General features: G+C 72.9%; 15 protein-coding genes and 2 pseudogenes. 15 read left to right on the top strand and 2 right to left on the bottom strand.

The annotated features are described in order from the left end of the window. The first annotated feature begins 56 nt into the window (after positions 1-56). From Sdia_RS22655 to Sdia_RS22610, 10 genes and pseudogenes are all read left to right on the top strand, one after another. A complete protein-coding gene (locus Sdia_RS22655) occupies positions 57-980 on the top strand; it encodes a carbohydrate ABC transporter permease (RefSeq protein WP_100457233.1) in 924 nt (307 codons plus the stop codon). Position 981: 1 nt separating this feature from the next. Then, positions 982-1,923, top strand: coding sequence for a carbohydrate ABC transporter permease (locus Sdia_RS22650; protein WP_100457232.1), 942 nt, complete (start codon positions 982-984; stop codon positions 1,921-1,923). A 258-nt stretch (positions 1,924-2,181) separates the two neighbouring features. Further along, positions 2,182-3,385, top strand: a pseudogene (locus Sdia_RS22645) (ROK family transcriptional regulator). Between the two features lie 121 nt (positions 3,386-3,506). After that, on the top strand, positions 3,507-4,592 hold the full coding sequence (locus Sdia_RS22640; RefSeq protein ID WP_100457230.1) for a substrate-binding domain-containing protein: 1,086 nt from the start codon (positions 3,507-3,509) through the stop codon (positions 4,590-4,592). Between the two features lie 394 nt (positions 4,593-4,986). Further along, positions 4,987-5,766: an ATP-binding cassette domain-containing protein gene (locus Sdia_RS22635; protein ID WP_100457229.1), complete on the top strand. Its 780-nt coding sequence runs from the start codon at positions 4,987-4,989 to the stop codon at positions 5,764-5,766. After that, positions 5,763-7,130 (top strand): sugar ABC transporter permease, encoded by a 1,368-nt coding sequence (locus tag Sdia_RS22630; protein WP_124287968.1) that lies wholly within the window; start codon positions 5,763-5,765, stop codon positions 7,128-7,130. Before Sdia_RS22635 ends, Sdia_RS22630 begins: the two co-directional genes overlap by 4 nt. Before the next feature lie 304 nt (positions 7,131-7,434). Continuing rightward, positions 7,435-9,360 carry a 1-deoxy-D-xylulose-5-phosphate synthase gene (dxs, locus tag Sdia_RS22625; protein ID WP_100457227.1) on the top strand — a complete coding sequence of 642 codons (1,926 nt, stop codon included), beginning with the start codon at positions 7,435-7,437 and terminating at the stop codon, positions 9,358-9,360. 118 nt (positions 9,361-9,478) lie between these two features. Next, positions 9,479-10,993: an amino acid permease gene (locus Sdia_RS22620; RefSeq protein ID WP_185393522.1), complete on the top strand. Its 1,515-nt coding sequence runs from the start codon at positions 9,479-9,481 to the stop codon at positions 10,991-10,993. A gap of 113 nt (positions 10,994-11,106) precedes the next feature. Then, entirely contained in the window at positions 11,107-12,672 is a 1,566-nt protein-coding gene (locus Sdia_RS22615) for a glycosyltransferase family 39 protein (protein WP_124287967.1), read from the top strand. Between the two features lie 49 nt (positions 12,673-12,721). Next, positions 12,722-13,338 (top strand): annotated as a pseudogene (locus tag Sdia_RS22610) (TOPRIM nucleotidyl transferase/hydrolase domain-containing protein). Between the two features lie 154 nt (positions 13,339-13,492). On the opposite strand, the gene Sdia_RS22605 reads toward Sdia_RS22610, so the two are convergent. Together Sdia_RS22605 and Sdia_RS22600 are read right to left on the bottom strand one after the other, a co-directional pair. Next, complete coding sequence (locus Sdia_RS22605) at positions 13,493-13,903, bottom strand: PIN domain-containing protein (protein ID WP_100457224.1); 411 nt, start codon at positions 13,901-13,903, stop codon at positions 13,493-13,495. Between the two features lie 67 nt (positions 13,904-13,970). Further along, on the bottom strand, positions 13,971-14,909 hold the full coding sequence (locus Sdia_RS22600) for a hypothetical protein (RefSeq protein WP_115069112.1): 939 nt from the start codon (positions 14,907-14,909) through the stop codon (positions 13,971-13,973). Positions 14,910-15,019: 110 nt separating this feature from the next. On the opposite strand from Sdia_RS22600, the gene Sdia_RS22595 reads away from it, so the two are divergent. From Sdia_RS22595 to Sdia_RS22575, 5 genes are all read left to right on the top strand, one after another. Then, a complete protein-coding gene (locus Sdia_RS22595) occupies positions 15,020-16,177 on the top strand; it encodes a CapA family protein (RefSeq protein WP_100457388.1) in 1,158 nt (385 codons plus the stop codon). Positions 16,178-16,545: 368 nt separating this feature from the next. Continuing rightward, positions 16,546-18,780 carry a HAMP domain-containing protein gene (locus Sdia_RS22590; RefSeq protein WP_100457387.1) on the top strand — a complete coding sequence of 745 codons (2,235 nt, stop codon included), beginning with the start codon at positions 16,546-16,548 and terminating at the stop codon, positions 18,778-18,780. A 7-nt stretch (positions 18,781-18,787) separates the two neighbouring features. Beyond that, positions 18,788-20,557, top strand: coding sequence for a poly-gamma-glutamate synthase PgsB (pgsB, locus tag Sdia_RS22585; RefSeq protein WP_185393524.1), 1,770 nt, complete (start codon positions 18,788-18,790; stop codon positions 20,555-20,557). Next, complete coding sequence (locus tag Sdia_RS22580; RefSeq protein WP_100457221.1) at positions 20,554-21,036, top strand: poly-gamma-glutamate biosynthesis protein PgsC/CapC; 483 nt, start codon at positions 20,554-20,556, stop codon at positions 21,034-21,036. Before pgsB ends, Sdia_RS22580 begins: the two co-directional genes overlap by 4 nt. 24 nt (positions 21,037-21,060) lie before the next feature. Then, positions 21,061-22,131: a C40 family peptidase gene (locus Sdia_RS22575; RefSeq protein WP_100457220.1), complete on the top strand. Its 1,071-nt coding sequence runs from the start codon at positions 21,061-21,063 to the stop codon at positions 22,129-22,131. Positions 22,132-22,197: the final 66 nt, after the last annotated feature.

The raw sequence follows: 22,197 nt of genomic DNA, 5'->3' as shown, positions 1-22,197 counted from the left end.
GGCCCGCGACCCCGGCAGCGCGGCGGCACCCGCCGGGGATTCGGGGTCGACACCACATGCAGCACGGTAAATACCGCTTCATCGCGGGCTTTCTGATCGTCCCTCTGGCGATCTACGCACTCTTCGTCATCTGGCCGTTCATCCAGTCCATCTTCTACTCGTTCACGGACTGGACCGGGCTCAGCCCGGAGTTCTCACTGGTCGGGTTCGACAACTACGCGCGGATGTTCGGCGACGGCACCTTCTGGAAGGCGCTCCAGCACAGCGTGACCTTCGTGCTGCTGCTGCCCGTGGTGACGCTCGGGCTCGCGCTCTTCTTCGCGTTCATGATCAACGTCGGCGGGCGGCGCCGGAAGGGCGCGGCCATCGCCGGCGTCCGCGGCTCGTCCTTCTACAAGATCGTCTACTTCTTCCCGCAGGTGCTGTCGATCGCCATCGTCGCCCTGCTCTTCCGCTTCGCCTACAACCCCAACAGCGGCGCCCTCAACTCGGCCCTCGGCATCCTGGGCCTGGACGGGCTCCAGAAGAACTGGCTCGGCGACCCGGACTTCGCCCTCTGGTGCGTCATGGCGGTCATCGTCTGGTCCACCACCGGCTTCTTCGTCGTCCTCTTCTCCGCCGGGATGGCCTCCATCCCCAAGGACTACTACGAGGCGGCCCTGCTCGACGGCGCCGGGCGCGTCACCACGTTCTTCCGCATCACCGTGCCGCTGCTCTGGGACACCGTGCAGTCCGGCTGGATCTACATGGGCATCCTCGCCCTCGGCGCGGAGTCCTTCGCGATCGTCCACATCATGACCGTGGGCCCCGGCGGACCGGCCGATTCCACCACCGTCCTGCCGCTGCTCGTCTACCAGAAGGCGTTCGTGGGCGGCCAGGCGGCCTACGCGACCACCATCGGCGTCGCCCTGCTGATCGTCACCCTGGCCTTCGCGGCCCTGGTGTCGCGGGTCGGCCGGCGTGAACGGCTGGAGTTCTGAGATGAAGACCACCGACCCCGACCTCGTGCGCAAGGCCGACGGGCCGGGCGACCCCGGTCCGCCCGCCCGGCGCCCGGCACCCGGCACGCCGCCCCCGGCCTCCGAGGGGCAGTCCAGGACCGGCGGCACGCTCAACGTCTTCTCCCACGGCGTGCTGGTCATCTGGGCGTTCCTGGTGGCGATGCCGCTGCTGTGGGCGGTCATGACCTCCTTCAAGGACGACAAGTCGATCTTCGACTCGCCGTGGTCGCTCCCGGACAAGCTGCACTTCGAGAACTGGTCGCGCGCCTGGACCCAGGCGCACATGAGCGAGTACTTCCTCACCACCGTCATCGTGGTGGCCGGCTCCCTGATCGGTACCCTGCTGCTGGGGTCGATGGCCGCCTACGTACTGGCGCGGTTCGACTTCCCCGGCAACCGGTTCGTCTACTTCCTGTTCATCGGCGGCCTCAGCTTCCCGGTGATCCTGGCGCTGGTCCCGCTCTTCTTCGTGATGAACAACCTGGGTCTGCTCAACACGACGCACGGCCTGATCCTGGTCTACATCGCCTACTCGCTGCCGTTCACGGTCTTCTTCCTGACCGCCTTCTTCCGCACCCTGCCGACCTCGGTGGCGGAGGCCGCGCTCATCGACGGGGCCTCGCACAGCCGGACGTTCTTCCAGGTCATGCTGCCGATGGCCAAGCCCGGACTGGTCAGCGTGGGCATCTTCAACTTCCTCGGCCAGTGGAACCAGTACCTGCTGCCGACGGTGCTCAACACCGACCCGGACCGCAAGGTCCTCTCCCAGGGCCTGGTCCAACTCGCCGTCAGCCAGGGGTACAAGGGCGACTGGTCCGGCCTCTTCGCCGGGCTGGTGATGGCGATGCTGCCGGTGCTCGGCGCGTACATCGTCTTCCAGCGGCAGGTGGTCGCCGGACTCACCGCCGGTGCGCTGAAGTAGCGGCCCGACGGCCACCAGGCGGCCCCACGGGCCTGTCTCCGGGACTCCCGGGGGCGGGCCCGTGCCCGTTTGCCGGGGGCGCCCGGAGCGCGGCCCTGGCCGCCGTCTCCCCGTCCGTGTCGAGCCCTTGACGGATCCCACGCCGCAAGCTGTGCTTGAGTTTCAGAACTTGTACACAGTGCGGACCGCTCCGCCGGGGCTGGTCGCCCGGCGGGCGGCCGCGGGGCCGCCCGGCAGCGGGCAGGAGTGGATAGGCCGATGGAGACACCGGGGTCGCAGTCGTCGCTGCACAGGGCCAATCTGGAGCGGGTGGTGCGGGCCGTGCGGCTCTCCGGGTCGCTCACCCAGGCGGAGATCGCCCGGACCACCGGCCTCTCCGCCGCCACCGTCTCCAACATCGTCCGGGAGTTGAAGGAGGGCGGCACCGTCGAGGTGACCCCCACCTCGGCGGGCGGCCGCCGCGCGCGCAGCGTCTCGCTCAGCGGGGACGCCGGCATCGTCATCGGCGTCGACTTCGGCCACACCCACCTCAGGGTCGCCGTCGGCAACCTCGCCCACCAGATCCTCGCCGAGGAGGCCGAGCCGCTCGACGTGGACGCCTCCGCCGAGCAGGGTTTCGACCGCGCCGAACTGCTGGTCGGCCGCCTCCTCGACGCCACCGGAGTGGACCGCGCCAAGGTCGCCGGGGTGGGCCTCGGTGTGCCGGGGCCCATCGACGTCGCCTCCGGAATGCTCGGCTCCACCTCGATACTGCCCGGCTGGTCCGGCACCCAGCCCGCCCACGCCCTCGGCGAACGGCTCGGCGTGCCCGTCGCCGTGGACAACGACGCCAACCTCGGCGCCCTCGGCGAGCTGGTCTGGGGAAGCGGGCGCGGCGTGCGCGACCTGGCGTACATCAAGGTGGCCGGGGGAGTGGGCGCCGGGCTCGTCATCGACGGCCAGATCTACCGGGGGCCAGGCGGCACGGCCGGCGAGATCGGCCACATCACCCTCGACGAGTCGGGCCCGGTCTGCCGCTGCGGCAACCGCGGCTGCCTGGAGACCTTCACCGCCGCCCGGTACGTGCTGCCGCTGCTGGAGCCGACCCACGGCGCCGGGCTGACCATGGAGAAGGTGGTCGAGCTGGCCCAGGAGGGCGACCCGGGCTGCCGCCGGGTCGTCGCCGACGTCGGCCGGCACATCGGCAGCGGCGTCGCGAGCCTGTGCAACCTCCTGAACCCGAGCCGCGTGGTGGTCGGCGGTGATCTGGCCGAGGCGGGCGAACTGGTGCTGGGCCCGATCCGCACCTCGGTGGGCCGGTACGCCATCCCGAGCGCCGCCCGCCAGCTCGAGCTGGTGCCCGGCTCGCTGGGGGGACGGGCCGAGGTGCTGGGCGCGCTCGCCTCGCCTGGCGCTGCGCGAGATGGGTGATTCGACCCTTCTGGACGGGGCGGCTCCGCAACCCACTCCTGCATTCATTTAGAGAACGCATGGCACCGTTGTCATCTCGTTAAGGATTTACTCCTTGACGCCGCTGTGCGGGCCGAGTTGACTTCCAGCCACCTCGGTCGCATCGGCGCGGCCATGTCAGGGAGGTTGGACAGATGAACACCCAGCTGCGCAGGGCCGCGACCGCCGCCACCGCTCTCACCATGGCGGTTTCCCTCGCCGCGTGCGGTGAGGCCGGCAGCGGCAAGGAGGAGAAGGCCGACGACAAGACCATCGGCCTTCTCCTGCCCGAGAGCCGCACCACCCGCTACGAGTCCTTCGACTACCCGCTGATCAAGGCGAAGGTCAAGGAACTCTGCGACGACTGCGAGATCAACTACAAGAACGCCGCCGAGAACGTCTCGACCCAGAAGCAGCAGTTCGACGACCTGGTCTCCTCCGGCGTCAAGGTCATCATCCTGGACGCCGTCGACTCCGGCGCCACCAAGTCCTGGGTCGACGGCGCCGAGAAGAAGGGCGTGAAGGTCGTCGCGTACGACCGCCTCGCCGAGGGCAACGTCTCCGCCTACGTCTCGTTCGACAACGAGAAGATCGGCAAGCTCCAGGGCGAGGGCATCGTCCAGGCGCTGGGCGACAAGGCCGCCGACGCCCGTGTCGTCATGATCAACGGCAAGGAGTCGGACCCCAACGCCGCGATGTTCAAGAAGGGCGCCCACTCCGTCCTGGACAAGCAGGTCAAGGAGATCGTCTACGAGCAGACCGGCGAGTGGAGCGCCCAGATCGCGGGCCAGAAGATGGGCACCGCCATCACCGCGCTCGGCAAGGACGGCTTCGACGCGGTCTACTCCGCCAACGACGGCATGGCCGGCGGCATCATCGCCGCCCTGGAGTCCGCCAAGGTCAAGGACGTCCCGGTGGGCGGCCAGGACGCCGAACTCGCCGGCATCCAGCGCATCCTGAAGGGCACCCAGAGCTTCACCATCTACAAGCCCTACGCGCCGGAGGCCGAGCCGACCGCCGAGATAGCCGTCCGGCTGCTCGAGGGCAAGTCCATCGACGACATCGCCACCAGCAAGATCGACAGCCCCTCGACCAAGGGCGTCCCGGCCGCTCTGGTCGACGCCTTCGTGGTGACCGAGGACAACATCAAGGACACGGTCATCAAGGACGAGCTCTACAAGGTGAGCGAGATCTGCAAGGGCGAGTTCAAGAAGGCCTGCGCGGACGCCGGCATCGAGTAGCAGCCCTCCGGCGGGCCGGCCCGCCCCCTGACCGGCCCCGCGCGGGCGGGCCGGGGGCGCGGCGGGCGGACCCGCCCCTCCGGGACACCGGGACGGCGCCCCACCCTCCTCGGGCCGCCGTCCCGGTTCCGAGACCCGTACGGCGCCCCGCCGCTCCCATGTCCAGGCCCCGCAGCCCGGAGCACGGGGCGCCGTACGCACCACCCTCCCGCCGGGCGGGCCGGCCCCGCACCGGGGCGCGCCGTCCGGCCGCCCGCCGCTCCGCCCGAGCGGTCCGGGCCCCCTTGACCCGACCTGCCCGCCGGGCCTCCGGCCCGGCCCACCCCCGGCCGTCCCCGTCCCCCTCGCGCCGCCGGCGCGCCGCGGGGTCCGGGCGGCGAAGGAGATGGTTCTCATGTCCGCTGCGCCCGTGCTGGCGCTGCGCGGAATCTCCAAGCGCTTCGGTGCCGTACAGGCGCTCACCGATGTCGACCTGGAAGTCCGCGCGGGCTCCGTCCTCGCCCTCGTCGGCGACAACGGCGCCGGCAAGTCCACCCTCGTCAAGACGATCGCCGGCGTGCACCCGATCGACGACGGCGTCCTCGAGTGGGAAGGCCGGCCCGTCACCGTGGCCCGTCCCCAGGACGCCCAGCACCTCGGTGTCGCCACCGTCTACCAGGACCTCGCGCTCTGCGACAACCTCGACGTCGTCGCCAACCTCTTCCTCGGCCGCGAGGCGACCCGCGGCTCGATCCTGGACGAGGTCGCGATGGAGAAGCGCGCCCAGGAGCTCCTGGACTCCCTCTCCATCCGCATCCCCAGCGTCCGCATCCCGATCGCCTCGCTCTCCGGAGGCCAGCGGCAGGTGGTGGCCATCGCCCGCGCCCTGGTCGGCGAGCCGAAGCTGGTCATCCTCGACGAGCCGACCGCCGCCCTCGGCGTCGAGCAGACCGCGCAGGTCCTCGACCTGGTGGAGCGGCTGCGCGAGCGGGGTCTCGCGGTCATCCTCATCAGCCACAACATGGCCGACGTCCTCGCCGTCGCCGACCAGGTGGCCGTCCTGCGGCTCGGCCGCAACAACGGCGTCTTCGACGTGGCCGACACCAGCCACGAGGAGATCATCTCCGCGATCACCGGCGCCACCGAGAACGCCGTGACCCGGCGCAAGGCCCGCACCACGGAGGCAGCACAGTGAGCGACACGCAGCCGGGCAAGAGCCCGGAGCAGGCCCCCGAGGCCACCACCCCGGATCCCGCCGAGGCCGAGGGCGCGACGAGGACGGCCGTACCCGCGCCCGCCGAGCCGGTCGACGCGGGCGCGCCCGCCGCCGAGGCGCTGACCCCCGTCGACCCGCGGCTGCTCGTCCGCGAGCAGGGCTTCACCGGATACCTCACCGACTTCAAGCGCCGCATCAAGGGCGGCGAGCTGGGCTCCATCCCGGTCCTCGTCGGCCTCGTCGTCATCTGGGCGATCTTCGAGACCACCACCGGCCGGTTCCTCGACCCGTCCAACCTCACCAACATCGCGCAGTACATCGTCGGCCCCGGCCTCATCGCCACCGGCATCGTCTTCGTCCTGCTGCTCGGTGAGATCGACCTCTCGGTCGGCTCGGTGGCGGGCCTGACGGCCGCGCTGACCTCGGTCCTCGCGGTCAAGCAGGAACTGAACGAGGGCCTCGCCGTCCTCCTGGGCCTGCTGGCGGCCGCTGCGATCGGCGCTCTGCACGGCTTCTTCTTCGCCCGGATCGGCGTACCGGCCTTCGTGGTGACCCTGGCCGGCTTCCTCGGCTGGAGCGGCCTCCAGCTCTACGTGATGGGCAACACGCTCAGCATCAACAACATCTCCGGCGGCGTCGTCCACAGCCTGAACAACACCTACTTCAGCGACATCGCCGCCGCCTACGGGCTCGCCCTGGTCACGGTCGCCGCCCACCTCGGCAGCCAGCTCCTGGACCGCAGGCGGCGCCGCGCGGTCGAGCTGCCGCACCGGCCGCTCAGCGAGGTGCTGCTGCGCTCCGGCGTGGTCGCCGCCCTCGCCTTCGTCACCGCCTGGATGCTGAACCAGGAGGCCGGCCTGCCGCTCGGCCTGACCGTCTTCGTCGGCGTCGTCGTGCTCGCCGCCTTCGTCCTGAAGCGCACCACCTACGGCCGCCAGGTCTTCGCGGTCGGCGGCGGCGTCGAGGCGGCCCGCCGGGCCGGCATCAACGTCGTCTGGGTCCGGATCTCGGTCTTCACCGTCTCCGGCTTCCTCGGCGGCCTCGGCGGCCTCTTCATCGCCTCCCAGGCCGGCGTCGCCGACTCCAACCTCGGCGGCGGCGACACCCTGATGCTGGCCATCGCGGCGGCAGTGATCGGCGGCACCAGCCTCTTCGGCGGCCGCGGCACGCCGTGGTCCGCGCTGATCGGCATCCTGGTCATCCAGTCGATCATGACCGGCCTCTACATGTCCGGCAGCTCCAGCGACGCCGTCCAGTCCATGATCACCGGTGTGGTCCTGCTGGCCGCCGTCGTCATCGACTCGGTCTCCCGCCGCACGCAGAAGACCGCGGGCCGCGCCTGACCCGCGGCGACGGCCCGGGGCCGCCCCCCAGAGGCCCCGGAACGGCCCGCCGCACCCCCGCCCGGCCTCCTCCCGAGGAGGCCGGGCGTCGCCGTGCGCCCCGGGGCGGGGCGAGGGGCGCCCGAGGCGGCCCGCACACCCGTACGGCCCCCCGGGCGTACCCGTCCGGCCCCGGACAGGACTAGCATCGCCGCGAGTCCGCGTGACGCGGATCCCGGGCGCCCGGTGCGGGGCGCGGGAAGCGGAACATTAGACTCGACAGACCCGGCAAAGCTCGAAGACGCTCTACTGCAAGGAGGCACGGGTGCCGCTGCTGACCCGCATCACGGGACCGCGCGATCTGGACCGTCTCAGCCCGGAGCAGCTTGACGAGCTGGCCGCAGAGATCCGGACCTTCCTCGTCGACGCCGTCTCCAAGACCGGCGGCCACCTCGGCCCGAACCTCGGCGTCGTGGAGCTGACGATCGCCCTGCACCGGGTGTTCGACTCACCGAAGGACAAGGTCCTCTTCGACACCGGTCACCAGTCGTACGTCCACAAGCTGCTCACCGGCCGCCAGGACTTCACCGGCCTGCGCACCAAGGGCGGCCTCTCCGGCTACCCCTCGCGCGCCGAGTCCGAGCACGACGTCATCGAGAACAGCCACGCCTCCACGGTGCTCGGCTGGGCCGACGGCTTCGCCAAGGCCAACCAGGTGCGCGGCAAGGACGACCACGTCGTCGCCGTCATCGGCGACGGCGCCCTCACCGGCGGCATGGCCTGGGAGGCGCTCAACAACATCGCCGCGGCCAAGGACCGCCCCCTGGTCATCGTCGTCAACGACAACGAGCGCTCCTACGCGCCGACCATCGGCGGCCTCGCCAACCACCTGGCGACCCTGCGCACCACCGACGGCTACGAGCGCTTCCTCGCCCGCGGCAAGGACTTCCTGGAGCGCACCCCGGTCGTCGGCCGCCCGCTCTACGAGACGCTGCACGGCGCCAAGAAGGGCCTCAAGGACTTCATCGCCCCCCAGGGCATGTTCGAGGACCTCGGCCTGAAGTACGTCGGCCCGATCGACGGCCACGACATCGAGGCCCTGGAGTCGGCACTGGCCCGCGCCAAGCGGTTCGGCGGCCCGGTCATCGTGCACTGCCTCACCGAGAAGGGCCGCGGCTACCAGCCGGCCGTCCAGGACGAGGCCGACCGCTTCCACGCGGTGGGCGTCATCCACCCCGACACCGGCCTGCCCGTCTCGGCCTCAGGCGCCGACTGGACCTCGGTCTTCGGCGAGGAGATGGTCCGGCTCGGCAAGGAGCGCGAGGACATCGTGGCGATCACCGCCGCCATGCTCCAGCCCGTCGGCCTCCAGAAGTTCGCCGACGCCTTCCCCGAGCGGGTCTACGACGTCGGCATCGCCGAGCAGCACGGCGCGGTCTCCGCGGCGGGTCTGGCCAGCGGCGGGGTCCACCCCGTCTTCGCCGTCTACGCCACCTTCCTCAACCGCGCCTTCGACCAGCTCCTCATGGACGTGGCCCTGCACCGCTGCGGTGTCACCTTCGTGCTGGACCGGGCCGGGGTCACCGGCACGGACGGCGCCTCGCACAACGGCATGTGGGACATGTCGATCCTCCAGGTCGTCCCCGGCCTCAGGATCGCCGCGCCGCGCGACGCCGACCAGCTCCGCGCCCAGCTGCGCGAGGCCGTCGCCGTCGAGGACGCCCCGACCGTCGTCCGCTACTCCAAGGGCGCCGTCGGCCCCGCCGTCCCCGCCCTCGGCACCGTCGGCTCCATGGACGTGCTGCGTGAGCCGGGCACCTCCCGCCCCGACGTGCTGCTGGTCTCGGTCGGCGCGCTCGCCCCGATGTGCCTGGAGATCGCCGGCCTCCTCGACAAGCAGGGCATCTCCACCACCGTGGTCGACCCGCGCTGGGTCAAGCCGGTCGACGAGGCGCTCGCGCCGCTGGCCGAGCAGCACCGCGTGGTCGTCACCGTCGAGGACAACAGCCGCGTCGGCGGCGTCGGCTCGGCCGTGGCCCAGGCCCTGCGCGACGCCGGGGTGGACGTGCCGCTGCGCGACTTCGGCATCCCGCCGCGCTTCCTCGACCACGCCTCCCGCAAGGAGGTGCTCGCCGAGATCGGCCTGACCGCCCCGGACATCGCCCGGCAGGTCACCGGCCTGGTCGCCAAGCTCGACGGACGGTACGAGCACGGCACCCCGGCCCAGGCCGCCGAGCCGGCCCGCGACTGACCCTCGCCGCCCCCGGGCGGTCCACGGGCCGGGCCCCCACCCCGCACGGGTGGTGGGCCCGGCCCATTCGCGTGAAGCGGGCCGCGTCGGGGCAGGCGCTGCGCACTCCCCTCCGATCATGGCGGGGACGACCAGCGTGGGAGGTACACCCGTGAGCACCCTCTTCAGAACGAAGAGCGTCGAGCAGTCGATCCGGGACACGGAGGAGCCGGAGACGGCCCTGAAGAAGTCGCTGTCCGCTCTCGACCTCACCGTCTTCGGCGTCGGCGTCATCATCGGTACCGGCATCTTCGTCCTCACCGGCAAGATCGCCAAGGAGACGGCCGGGCCGAGCGTCGCCATCGCCTTCGTGGTGGCCGGCCTGGTCTGCGCCCTCGCGGCCCTCTGCTACGCCGAGTTCGCCTCCACCGTGCCGGTGGCCGGCTCGGCCTACACCTTCTCGTACGCCTCGCTGGGGGAGTTCCCGGCCTGGATCATCGGCTGGGACCTCATCCTGGAGCTGGCGCTGGGCTGCGCCGTGGTCGCCGTCGGCTGGTCGGGGTACATGCGCTCGCTGCTGGACACCGCTGGGGTGCACCTGCCGCAGTGGCTCTCCGGCACCCACGACGGGCAGTTCGGCTTCGACCTGCTCGCCTGCCTGCTGGTGGTGGCGCTCACCCTGGTCCTGGTCGCCGGGATGAAGCTCTCCTCCCGCGTCACCGGGATCATCGTCGCGGTCAAGGTGACCGTCGTGCTGCTCGTCGTGGTCGTCGGCGCCTTCTTCATCACCGGCTCCCACTACGACCCCTTCGTGCCGCCGAGCAAGGAGGTCGAGGGCGGCGGCGGCATCACCGCCCCGCTCATCCAGCTCATGACCGGCTTCACCCCGGCCGACTTCGGCGTGATGGGCGTCTTCACGGCGGCCGCCGTGGTCTTCTTCGCCTTCATCGGCTTCGACATCGTCGCCACCGCCGCCGAGGAGACCCGCAACCCGCAGCGCGACGTGCCGCGCGGCATCCTCGGCTCGCTCCTCATCTGCACCCTGCTGTACGTCGCCGTCTCCGTCGTCGTCACCGGGATGCAGAAGTACACCGAACTCTCCACGGACGCGCCGCTCGCCGACGCGTTCAAGGCGGTCGGCCACCCCTTCTGGGCCGGGCTGATCAGCTTCGGCGCGGCGGTCGGCCTCACCTCGGTCTCGATGATCCTGCTGCTCGGCCAGACCCGGGTGTTCTTCGCGATGAGCCGTGACGGACTGCTGCCCCGCGCCTTCTCCCGGGTCCACCCGCGCTTCGGCACGCCGTACCGCTCGACGCTGCTGCTCGGCGGTGTCGTCGCGCTGCTCGCCGGGTTCACCTCCATCGACGAACTCGCCGAACTGGTCAACATCGGCACCCTCTTCGCCTTCGTCGTGGTCGCCCTCGGCGTCATCCTGCTCCGCCGCAGCCGCCCCGACCTGCCGCGCGCCTTCCGCACCCCGCTGGTCCCGCTGGTGCCCGTCCTCTCGGTGCTGGCCTCGCTCTGGCTGATGCTCAACCTGCCGGCCGAGACCTGGCTGCGGTTCGGCGTCTGGATGCTCATCGGCGTCGCCGTCTACTTCGTGTACGGCCGCACCCACAGCCGCGTCGGCCGCGGCACCCGCACCGGAGCCTGACCGGCCTCTCCCCACCCGCGGCCCCGTATGTCCTGCCTCATCCGGACATACGGGGCCATTAGTCTGCCGCCGCGGGGTGACGTACCCCGCGACCCCCGGGCCCGAAGGCAGGCATGCGCGACCAGCACCCCCCGGCGGCCGACGCCCCGGCCGCCCCCACGCTCACCCCCGAACGCCCGGCCCCCGCCGGCCTCTCCGCACCCCCGGCCCAGCTGCCCCCACCGCGCACCGCCCCCGTACCCCGCCCCCACCGGCCCGCCCCGGGCAGGCCGGCGGCGCCCCGCACCCGCGGCCTCGCCCCCTGGCTGCGCCTCCTCCCCGGACTCGCCCTCGTCGCCTGCGCCACAAGGCTGCCCTCCTTCCGGCTGCCGCTGTGGAACCCGGACGAGGGGTTCCTCGCGACGCAGGCCCGGCTGCTCGCCGACGGCGGCACGCTCTATCTCGACGTCGTCGACCGCAAACCGCCGCTGCTGCCCTGGCTCTACGAGGGAGCTTTCACTCTTTGGGGCGACACCTCCCTCACTCCGGTCCGCGTCTTCGCCGTCCTCGCCCAGCTCGCCACCGCCGTGCTGGTCGCCTCCCTGGCCCGCCGCCGCTGGGGGAGCGCGGCAGGGCGCACCGCGGGCCTGCTGCACCTGCTGCTCTGTGTGGGCCTCAACCCGGAGGACACCCAGGCCGCCGCCTTCGCCGTCTTCCTGCTGCCCGCCACCGTCGCCGCCCTCTGGTGCGCCGACCGCCGCCACTGGGGCGCGGCCGGGGCCGCCGTCGCCACCGCCTTCCTCGTCAAGCAGACCGGAGCCGTCGTGCTGCTGCCCGTGCTGCTGCTGTGGTGGCGCGCGGGCGGCGGCCGGGAGCTGGGCCGCCTCGCCCTCGGCGCCGCCCTGCCCGTGCTCGCCGCGGCCCTGGTCACCGACCCGGCCGGCTTCCTCTTCTGGACGGTGACCGGCTCCGGCTCGTACGCCTCCTTCTCCGGCTCGGTGCCGCACGTGCTGGCCCGCGCCCTGGTCAACGCCGCACTGCTGGCCGCCGCTTCGACCGCGCTGCTGCTGCCGCTGGCCCGGGCCGGCCGCGGCCCCGCCGAACTGCGGCTCTGGCTCGGCGCCTCCGCCCTCGCCGTCGCCACGGGCCTGCACTTCTTCGGCCACTACTACCTGCAACTGGTCCCGCCGCTGGCCCTGCTGGCCGCCCGCGCCCTGCACCGCGCACCGGCCGCCACCCGGGCCGGCGCGCTGCGGGCCACCGGCGCCCTCGCCGCCGTCTTCGTCCTCTGGGGCCTGCTCGCGCCCCGCCCCGACACCGACCACGCCGTGCGGCTGGCGCAGACCGTGCGCGTCCTCACCGCGCCGGGCGAGCGGGTCCTGGTGTGGACCATGCACCCCGAGACGTACTGGCTCGCCGGACGCCCGCCCGCCAGCCGCTACCTGACCGCCGGTCTGCTCACCAACCACAGCGGCGGCCGGTCGGGGGCCGACGTCGGCGAGCCGTACGCGGTCCCCGGCACCTGGCAGGTCTTCCGCGCCGAGACCGCCGCCGACCCGCCGCGCCTGCTGGTCGACGACTCGCGCGGCGGCGACTGGTCGCCGCGTCACCTGCCGACCCTGCGCGCGCTGATCGCCGACCGCTACCGCCCGGCGGGCACGGTCGACGGAGCCCGGCTGTACGTCCTGCGGGACCGCTGACGGCGTAGATCCCATACCGTGCCCCCGGGGGCGGGGCAGACTCCCCGGCATGGCGGAGGCGAGCGCGTTCCGGGAAGCGGTCGGCGGCTGGGCGGACGGCGGTCGGGCGAGCGGGCGCGGGAACTGGCCGGACGGCTCGGCGTGCGCACGGCGGTGCTGCTGGAGGGGCTGAGCGACCTCGCGGCCGTCGAGGCTCTGGCAGCACGGCAGGGCCGCGACCTGGCCGCGGAGGGCGTGGGCGTGGTGCAGATGGGCGGGGCGATGAACGTCGGCCGGTACGCGGTCGCCCTCGGGCCCCCCGGCCTCGGCCTGCGCCTGACGGGCCTCTGCGACGTCCGCGAACGCCCCTTCTGCGAACGGGGGTCCGACCGCGCCGGCGCCCCGGCCGACGCGGTCCTCGCCTGCTCCGCCGACCTGGAGGACGACCTGGTCCGCGCGCTGGGCACCGCCCGCGTCGAGGAGGCCGTCCGCGCCGAGGGCGACGACCGCGCCTGGCGGACCTTCCTCCGCCGGCCCGCCCAGCTCGGCCGCCCCCGATCGCAGCAGCTCCGGCGCTTCCTCGGCACGAAGAAGGGCCGCAAGATCCGTTACGGCCACCTCCTTGCCGAGGCCCTCGGCCCCGGCCAGGTCCCGGCACCCCTGACGGACCTCTTCGCGAGCCTGTGACCTCCCGCCCTCCGGGCCGGAATGCGCGCGGCGCTTCTGCGGCCCGTGCGGGAGCCGGGGTCCGGCCGCGTCACGGCCGAGACGCCCGGCGGGGAGGCGGGGGCCTCCCCGCGCACCACCCGCACCTACCTCCCCGCCGAGGAGGCGGCCCCGCTCACCCCGCCCCGCGCACCGCCCTCGGCCCCACCGAGCGTGCCCCGTGTGCCGCGACCCGCTCGCGCAGCTCCCGGTCGGCGGTCACCACCACGCACTCCTGGTCCGGCGCGGCCCCGGCGGCCACCGCCACGATGTGGTCGTCGCCGTTGCCCGGTGCCGACTCCACCCGTACCCCCGCCACCGGCTCCACCCCGCGCGCGGCGCCCTCGACCACCAGCACCACGTCGACCGGCCCGCCGAGACCGGGCACCCCCTCCTCGGCGACCCGCACCAGACGGTCCCGCAACCGCTCGGCGGCACCTCTGCGGTCCCGCCACCAGCCGTCGGGCACCGACCCGACGACGTTGGCCCCGTCCACGACGAGGAGAGGGCGGACGGAGCCTGCGGATGCGGCGGGGTCGGTCTCCATGGGGCCATCCTGCCGTGGCGGAGCGGGCGGTGCCCCACCGTGCGGGGCGCCCGCGCGAGCCGGCCGGTCACCCGGCCGCCCACCGGTCCGTCACCTCCGCGAGCGCCTGCGCCGTGAGCCGGGCGGCCGCACTGCCCGGCTCACGCATCCCCGGGGCGAGTTCCAGGTGGAGGAAGGGCAGGCCCGCCTCGTCGGCCACCCGGCCCTGCACGTTGGTGCGTCCGGCCAGCGGGCACCGGTGGGTCCAGGCCCTGCAGACCGAGCGGTCGTGGCGTTCGAGGGCGACGGCGAGGGCCCGTGCCTCCTCACGCCCGTGGTCGCCCCGGCCGGAGGAGACCACCGCGTCCCGGCCGGGCGCGGAGTCCTGGGCGAAACCGTGCAGTTGGACGGCGGGCACCTCGCGGGCGACCAGGCGTTCGGCGACCGCGTGGAAGACCGTGTCCCGGCGGTGGGCGACGTCGGCGGCGTCCCCCTCGCCGGAACGCCGGTGCGCCCCGGCCAGCAGCAGCGCCGCGCCCTCGCAACGGCGTACGGCGGCGACGCCCAGCCGTTCGGTGTGCCGGTCGGCCACCGGGTGGGGGACCTGGGCCGACCAGCGCAGCGGGGCGTCGGCCGGCAGGTAGTAGCGGCCCCAGCCGCGGGTCCGTTCGCGGGCGGGCGAGGCGTCGGCCAGTTCGGTGAAGCGCCGTCCGCTCGGCGCGTCACGCAGCTCGCGCGCCCGGTAACCGGCGGCGTCCAGCAGCCCCGTCGCACGCGGCAGGTCACCGTCGAGCAGGGCGTCCAGGCCGTCGGCGAGGTGCGCCCGGTCCTCGGCGGACGGCGCACGGTAACCGCCGTTCTCGGTCAGCCGCGACGTGAACTCCTTCACACGCGTGTCCAGGTCGACCGCCGCCACCGGCCCGGCCGCACCCCGCCCGGGCCCGGACTCCCGCTGGTTGGAGGGGGTGCCGACGGTGACCTGGACGAGTACGCCCACGCAGGTCAGGAGAGTGCCGATGATCAACATGCGCGCAATCGTTATCTTCCAAGTACGTTCACCGCTCATAGGTGTATGAAGATATCCGGGTGTCGAAACGCCCTTGTCGCATATTGATCGCCGGGTCCGTCTTTCTGGCCATGGTCTCCACCGTCGCCGGCTGCGGGCCGGGCTCCGAGGAGCCGGCCGGAGCGGAGGGCGGCGGCGGGCGTTCCTTCACCGTGGCGGCGGCCGGCGACATCCTGATCCACCCCCAGCTCACCGACCAGGCCAAGCTGGACGCCGCCGAGACCGGCAAGGGCGAGGCGGGCATCGACTTCGGGCCGATCATGGCGGGCGTCCGTCCGGTCATCAGCAAGGCCGACCTCGCCATCTGCCACTTCGAGCCGGTCGTCGGCACGCCGGAGGGCCCGTTCGCCTCGTACCCCGACTTCCTGGTGCCCCCGCAGATCGCCGCCGCCGTCAAGGAGACGGGGTACGACACCTGTTCGACCGCCTCCAACCACACGCTCGACCACGGCCCGGCCGGGGTGCGGCGGACTCTCGACGCCCTGGACGCCGCGGGGGTGCGGCACACCGGCTCCGCGCGTGACGCGAAGGAGGCGGCCGCCCCGCTGATCACCGAGGTGCAGGGCGTCAAGGTCGCCCAGCTCTCCTTCGCCTTCGGCTTCAACGGGCGCGAGGTGCCCGCCGACACCCCGTGGATCGTCAACCAGACGTCCTTCAAGGCCATCCGTGCCGCCGAGCGCAAGGCGCGCGACGCGGGGGCGGAAGCGGTCGTCCTCAGCATCCACTGGGGTCGCGAGCACCACCCCAACCCGAGCAAGTCGCAGCTCGGCCTTGCCCGGCGGATCGCCGAGGAGACCGGTGTCGACCTGGTGATCGGCCACCACGCCCACGTGGTGCAGCCGATGGAGAAGGTCGACGGCACCTGGATCGCCTACGGCCTCGGCAACCAGCTCGCCCGGCACGACGTGCCCACCGGGCTGACCGAGGAAGGCATCATCGGCTGGTTCGAGTTCAAGGAGAGCGGCGACGGCTGGGACGTGGCGGCGAGGTACGTCCCGACCCTCGTGGACATCCCGCCCTACGTGGAGGAGGGCGACAAGCCGGCCAAGGGCGCGCTCACCGCGCACCGGCTGGTCGACGTCGCCGCCGCCCTGCGTGACGGCGAGGACCTCACCGACGAGCAGCGCGCCCGCTACCGCCTCGCCTTCGAACGCACCCAGGGGACCGTCCTGAACCGCGGCGCGGCGAAGGACGGCGTCGAGCCGCTGGAGTCCCTCCCCGAGGAGTGAGCCGGGCGCCCGGTCCGGGCGCCGGACGGGGCGGCACGCCTCGCTCCGGGCCGCCCGGCGGTCCGGAGCGCCCGGCCGCGCGCCCGGCCGCGCGCCCGGCCGCCGGGCGAGCGGGCCCGCCCTCGCGCCGGTGACCCACCGTCACCCGGCGGCTGCCTCCAGTCATCCTGAGCGGCCTTCCGTGCCTGCTCTGACCTGCGCGGATCGACGTAGGTCACATTTTCTTCACCGCATACAACCCTTTCCCGCAACCGCGGGTCATGGACCTTCGGATCGCACATTCGTGCGCCCTTGAGACCTTCTGGAGAGGAGCCCTCGTGGCCGCTTCGACCGCGAAGCGGCGGCACAGAGTCCGCCGACGGGCCGACATGTCCCTGCTCGGCGGTATCCGGCCGCCGATCGCCGTGCTGTCGGTCCTGCTGCTCGCCCTCGCGGCCCTCTCCGCGTTCTTCCTCGGAAGGGTGCAGGACGAGGGGCAGTCGAAGGCGGTGCTCACCTCGCAGCAGCACATCTCGGAGGACGGCGCCATCGCGATGCGCGCCTCCCTCGACGAGTCGATCACCGACCTCACCCGTGCCGCCGGACTCCTCAACGCCGCCGACCCCGTCCCCGCCGACGCCGCCCTGGACAAGCTGGGCAACGTCTACCAGAAGTGGCTCGGCACCGCGGTCCTCGAGATCAAGTCCGGCAAGCTGCTCGCCGCCCGCGGCGAGAGCCTGCCGCTGACCGTGATCGACCGGGCCAAGCTCTCCGAGGAGGACGGGCTCGCCCCGCGCATGGTCCGCCTCAAGAGCGGCGAGACCCGCCTGTTGACCTTCGCCGTGCTGGACTGGGACGGGCGCCCGCAGCAGCTCCTGGTCGCCTCCAGCGCCCTGAAGTTCCCCGGCGTCAGCCTCGGCGACTTCCGCGCCATCGCGGTCATCGACCAGTCCGGCGAGATCCTCAGCCAGGACGGCGTCGCCGAACCGGAGCAGCTCCTCACCGACGCCCAACGCGAGGAGGCCGAGCAGACGCAGGGGCAGCTCAAGGCGTTCGCCGCCCAGGCCCTCAAGAAGTCCCGCCAGCACCCGGTCACCTCCAAGGAGCCCGGCTCCGGCGGCTTCCTCGGTGTCAGCGGCAGCCTCGTCGGGGACAGCTACCGCGGTGACCGCTCGGTCGGCGGCTACGCCACCCTCGCCGCCCCCGAGGCCGGCGGCTCCACCGCCGCCACCTCCCTGGGCCTGACCGTCGTCTCGCTGGTCAAGGTCGCCGAGACCCCCAGCATCGTCGGCAGCCCCGCCTTCGGCCTGGCGGCGGCCGCCGCGTTGCTGGTCGTCGGCGGCCTGGCCGTCGCCCTCCTGCTGGGCACCGTGCAGCGCCCGCTGCTCCGCCTCTTCCTGGAGGGCCGCCGGCTCAGCCGCGGCGACCTCGCCCGCCCCGTCACCGTGCCCCGCTACGGCGAGGCCGCCCGCATCGGCGCCGCCCTGGAACGGCTGCGCCGCCAGCTCCTCGGCGAACCGGCGGGCGAGCAGGCCGGCGGCAAGCGCTCCCGGCGCACCCGCATCGGCAGCCGCACCCTGATCGCGCTCTGCGCCGTCCTCCTTCTCGCCTGGTCGGCGCCGCTGGTGCTGCTGCTGAACCGCGCCGGCGAATCGGTCGTCGTGCCCCAGCAGATCGTCAACGACCAGCGCGAACGCACCGACACCCTGTCCGACCGGGTCCGCCGCGCGCTCAACGAGGGCCACGCCGACCTCGTCTCCGTCGCCTCGCTGATCGGCGACCGCACCCGGCCCGAGGAGATGACCAAGGTCCTCCAGCGCACCACGGCCGAGCACAACCGTTACTCCTCGCTCTACGTCCTCGGCACCGACGGCACCGTCGTCGCCCGGACCGGCGCGAAGCCCGGCGCCGCCGGGCAGGGCCCCTCCGAGGAGGCCGTCCGGCTGCGCTCCACCGAGGACACGACGCCCGTCGTCGTCGGCACCGCCGAGATCCCCGGGCGCGACGGCGCGGCCGTGGTCGGCGAGTTCCGCATCGACTTCCTCAACTCGCTGCTCAAGCGCCCCGGTCTCGGCGACATCCGGCTCGTCGACGGCGAGGGCCGCGTCATCGGCGGCAACACCGGCTACCGCGCCTTCCAGGACCTCCCCGCCGACCGGCTCAGGACCCTGGTACGCGGCAGCGGGCAGAAGGTCGGCATGAGCCCGCGGCCCAGCGGGATCCTCTACCGCGACAGCGGGGACATCCAGATCGCCGCCTCCGCGCCCTTCACCGGCGGCGGGGCGGCGGGCGAACTCGGCTGGTCCGTCGTCAGCTGGCGGCCCGCCGCCGGCCTCGCCATCCCCGAGTACTCCATGCAGAACCGCACCGTGCTGGCCGGCCTGCTCGGCGTGACGGGCGCCGCGGCGTGCCTGGGCTGGCTCCACATCGTCGTCGTACGGCCGCTGCGCCACCTGACCGGACAGGCCGAGGCCCTCGCCGACGGCGACCGCAAGACCGTGCTCTACCCGCGCCACCACGACGAGGTCGGCGCCGTCACCCGCAGCCTGGAGCTGCTCAGGCAGTCCCTCCAGGCCCAGCCCCGCAAGCGTGACGGCGAGAAGACCCTCGCCGGAAGGAACTGAACCGACCGTGCTCTTCCTCTACTGCGTGCTCGTGGTGTGCGGGGCCGTGCTGCTGACCGCAGGCGTCATCGAGCAGCGCCGCCACTTCACCAACCTCGAACACATCCCGTCGCGGGTGCTGGTCAACGGCATCCGCGGCAAGAGCTCCATCACCCGGCTCTGCGCCGGTGCGCTGCGCGGCGGCGGCCTCACCACCGTCGCCAAGACCACCGGTACCGCCGCCCGCTTCATCCACCCCGACGCCACCGAGGAGCCGGTCTACCGCAAGTTCGGCATCGCCAACGTCGTCGAGCAGATCGGCATCGTCCGCCGCGCCGCCACCTACCACCCGGACGCGCTGGTCATCGAGTGCATGGCCGTCATGCCGGCGCTCCAGGAGATCAACCAGTCCAAGCTGATCCGCTCCACCATCGGCGTCCTGTGCAACGTCCGCGAGGACCACCTCGCCGAGATGGGCCCGACCCTGGACGACGTGGCCCGCTCGCTCTCGCGCTCCATGCCCGAGGGCGGCATCTGCGTCACCGCGGAGCAGGACCGCTTCCACATCCTCCAGGAGGAGGCGGACGCCCGGGACTGCAAGCTGGTCTACGCCGACCCCGAGACCGTCACCGACGAGGAGCTGCGCGGCTTCAGCTGGTTCACCTTCAAGGAGAACGTGGCCATCGCGCTGACCGTCGCCGAACTCCTCGGCGTGGAACGCGAGACCGCCCTCCAGGGCATGTACGAGGCCCCGCCGGACCCCGGTGTCCTCTCCGTCGAGCGCTACGCCACCCACGACGGCAAGAAGCTCCGCTTCGCCAACGTCTTCGCCGCCAACGACCCCGAGTCGACGCTGATGAACATCAACCAGCTCCTCGACCTCGGCGCCATCCACCGCCCGCTCAGCGTGGTCATCAACTGCCGCCCCGACCGCGTCGAACGCAACGGCCAGATGGGCGAGATCATCCCCGACCTCGAACCCGAGCAGGTCTTCGTCATCGGCCACCCGGCCAAGAGCGCCATCGACGCGATCCCCGCCGCTTGGCGCTCCCGCGCCGTCGACCTCGGCGGCGACCGCCGTGATCCCGAGGAGTTCATGGCCGAACTCCTCGGCCGTCTGGGCCCCGACTCCTCGCTGGTCGCCATCGGCAACATCCACGGCCAGGGCGAACACCTTCTGGAGCACCTCGCCGAACTCCCGCCGGACGACACCGACCCCGACGAGACTCCCCCCGGCCCCGGCCCCGGCACCCCGCCCCAGGACGACACCACCCCCGAGCAGGGCCAGGAGCCGCCCGCCGGCCGCACCGGCGAGCTGTACGTCCCGCGCATCGACCCGTACCAGAGCTACCCGGAGTCCTACGAGGCCCGGTACGGCCCCCAGCAGCCACCGGCCCCCGGTCTCGGCGTGGCCCCGCAGTGGCCCGGGCACGGCCACCCACCGGCACAGCCCGGCCCCGGCACCGGCGCGCAGCCCGGCCCCGGCGGCCACGGGTACCCGCCCGCGGACCGGAACCCCGGCCCGGCGCCGCAGCAGGAGCCGTACCCCGGCCCGCAGCAGGCCCGGCAGCCGGCGCCCCGGCCGCCCGCCCGGCCCCGCGGCCTCTTCGAGCCGGTGCGGCCGCCCGAGCCGGACGACGCCTCGCAGGGCCCGCCGTCCACCACGCCGTTCGGGCAGGGCCGCCGCGCCGCCGCCCCGCACCCGGACCACCCCGGGCAGGACCGATCCGCCCCGACACCCCCGCCAGCCCCCCGAGACGGCAACACCTCGGGGTACCGCCCAGGAGAGAACCGTTGATCCCCGCCGTCCTCACCCCCGAGATCGCCGCCGTCGGCATCGCGATCGGGCTGCTCTTCTCCCTGGTCTGCTACCTCACCACCAACCTCTCCCCGGGCGGCATGATCACCCCGGGCTGGCTGGCGCTGACCCTGGTCGAGGACCTCCAGCGGGCCGCCATGGTCGTCGGCGTCACCGCCCTCACCTACGCCTGCACCCTGCTGATGCAGCGCTTCGTCATCCTCTACGGCAAGCGCCTGTTCGCCGCCGTGGTCCTCACCGGCGTCTTCCTCCAGGCCACCGTCATGATCGTGCTCTCCATCGAGTTCCCGCTCATGTACGCCAACCAGACCCTCGGGTTCATCGTCCCCGGCCTCATCGCCTACCAGCTGGTGCGCCAGCCCAAGGGCGCCACCCTGCTGGCGACCGGCTCGGTGACGCTGATGGCCTACGTCGTCCTCACCGCCGGGATCCTCCTCGGCGTCATGCCCGCCGCCTGACCGCCCGCGCCCCAGGAGCCGAACGTGCCCAAGAAGAAGAAACGCCCCGTCCTGCACACCGCGACCGTGCTCTGCCTGATCGCGGGCAGCGCCTACCTCACCTACGAACTCCGCGCCGAGGAGCAGGCGAAGGCCCCCGCGGTGCAGGCCGTCACCGACACCCCGCTGCTCCAGTCGAGCACCGGCAAGGAGACCGGCGAGCAGAGCTGGGAGCGGCTGAAGAACCCGGCCCGCTCGGTGCTGCGCGGCGAGGGCGGCGAGGTCGTCGCCACCTTCACCGACGACGCCCGCACCGCCACCCTCAAGGGCCCCGGCCGCACCTTCACCGAACCGGCCAACACCAAGTCCCGGGTGGTCACCGAGGACTGGGTGCGGCTCATGCCCGAGCCGTGGCGGCAGGGCGCCGAGAAGGAGAAGTGGTTCAAGGACTGGTTCAAGCAGTACTTCGGCAGCGAGGAGGACGACGTCTTCGCGATGGCCTTCCAGTACGTCGAGGGCGCCCCGGTGAAGAAGGACGACGAGGGCATCGCCTACATGGGCGACGCCGCCTTCGGCCCCCTGAACCCCGACGGCAGCGAGGGCAACGACCTGCGCGAGGAACTGTCGGACTTCTACGACTACCTCGGTATCCCCTACACCTTCCGCGACAACAGCACGATCCAGCCCGAGGCCAAGCGGGCCCGCGCCGTGGACTGCTCCGGTTACATGCGGCTGCTCTGGGGCTACCGCGCCCGCTACCCGCTGATGTCCTCCGACGGCTCCGGCGACGGCCTGCCCCGCACCGCCAACGGCATGGCCCGCGCGGACATCGGCGCCGACGTCATCGAGCTGGCCGGTGTCGGGCCCGAGAACCGGCCGCAGAACATCGACGTGCTCCAGCCCGGCGACCTCGTCTTCTTCAAGCTGGACGCCCGCACCAAGGAGCGCCTCGACCACGTCGGCATGTACCTCGGCAACGACTCCGAGGGCCACCGCATCTTCATCTCCAGCCGCGAGGAGGTCAACGGCCCCACCATCGGTGACAAGGGCGGTACCTCCCGCCTGGACGGCAACGGCTACTACGCCAAGACCCTCCGCAGCGCCAAGCGGCTCTGACCGGGCGGCAGCCGGCCCGGCACACCGAAGGGGCCGTGTCCGAGGAGACTCCTCGGACACGGCCCC

The organism is Streptomyces diastaticus subsp. diastaticus (genome assembly GCF_011170125.1).
GTDB lineage: Bacteria > Actinomycetota > Actinomycetes > Streptomycetales > Streptomycetaceae > Streptomyces > Streptomyces diastaticus.
The sequence above is the reverse complement of the archived record's forward strand: the minus strand, read 5'-3'. Positions and strand labels throughout refer to the sequence as shown.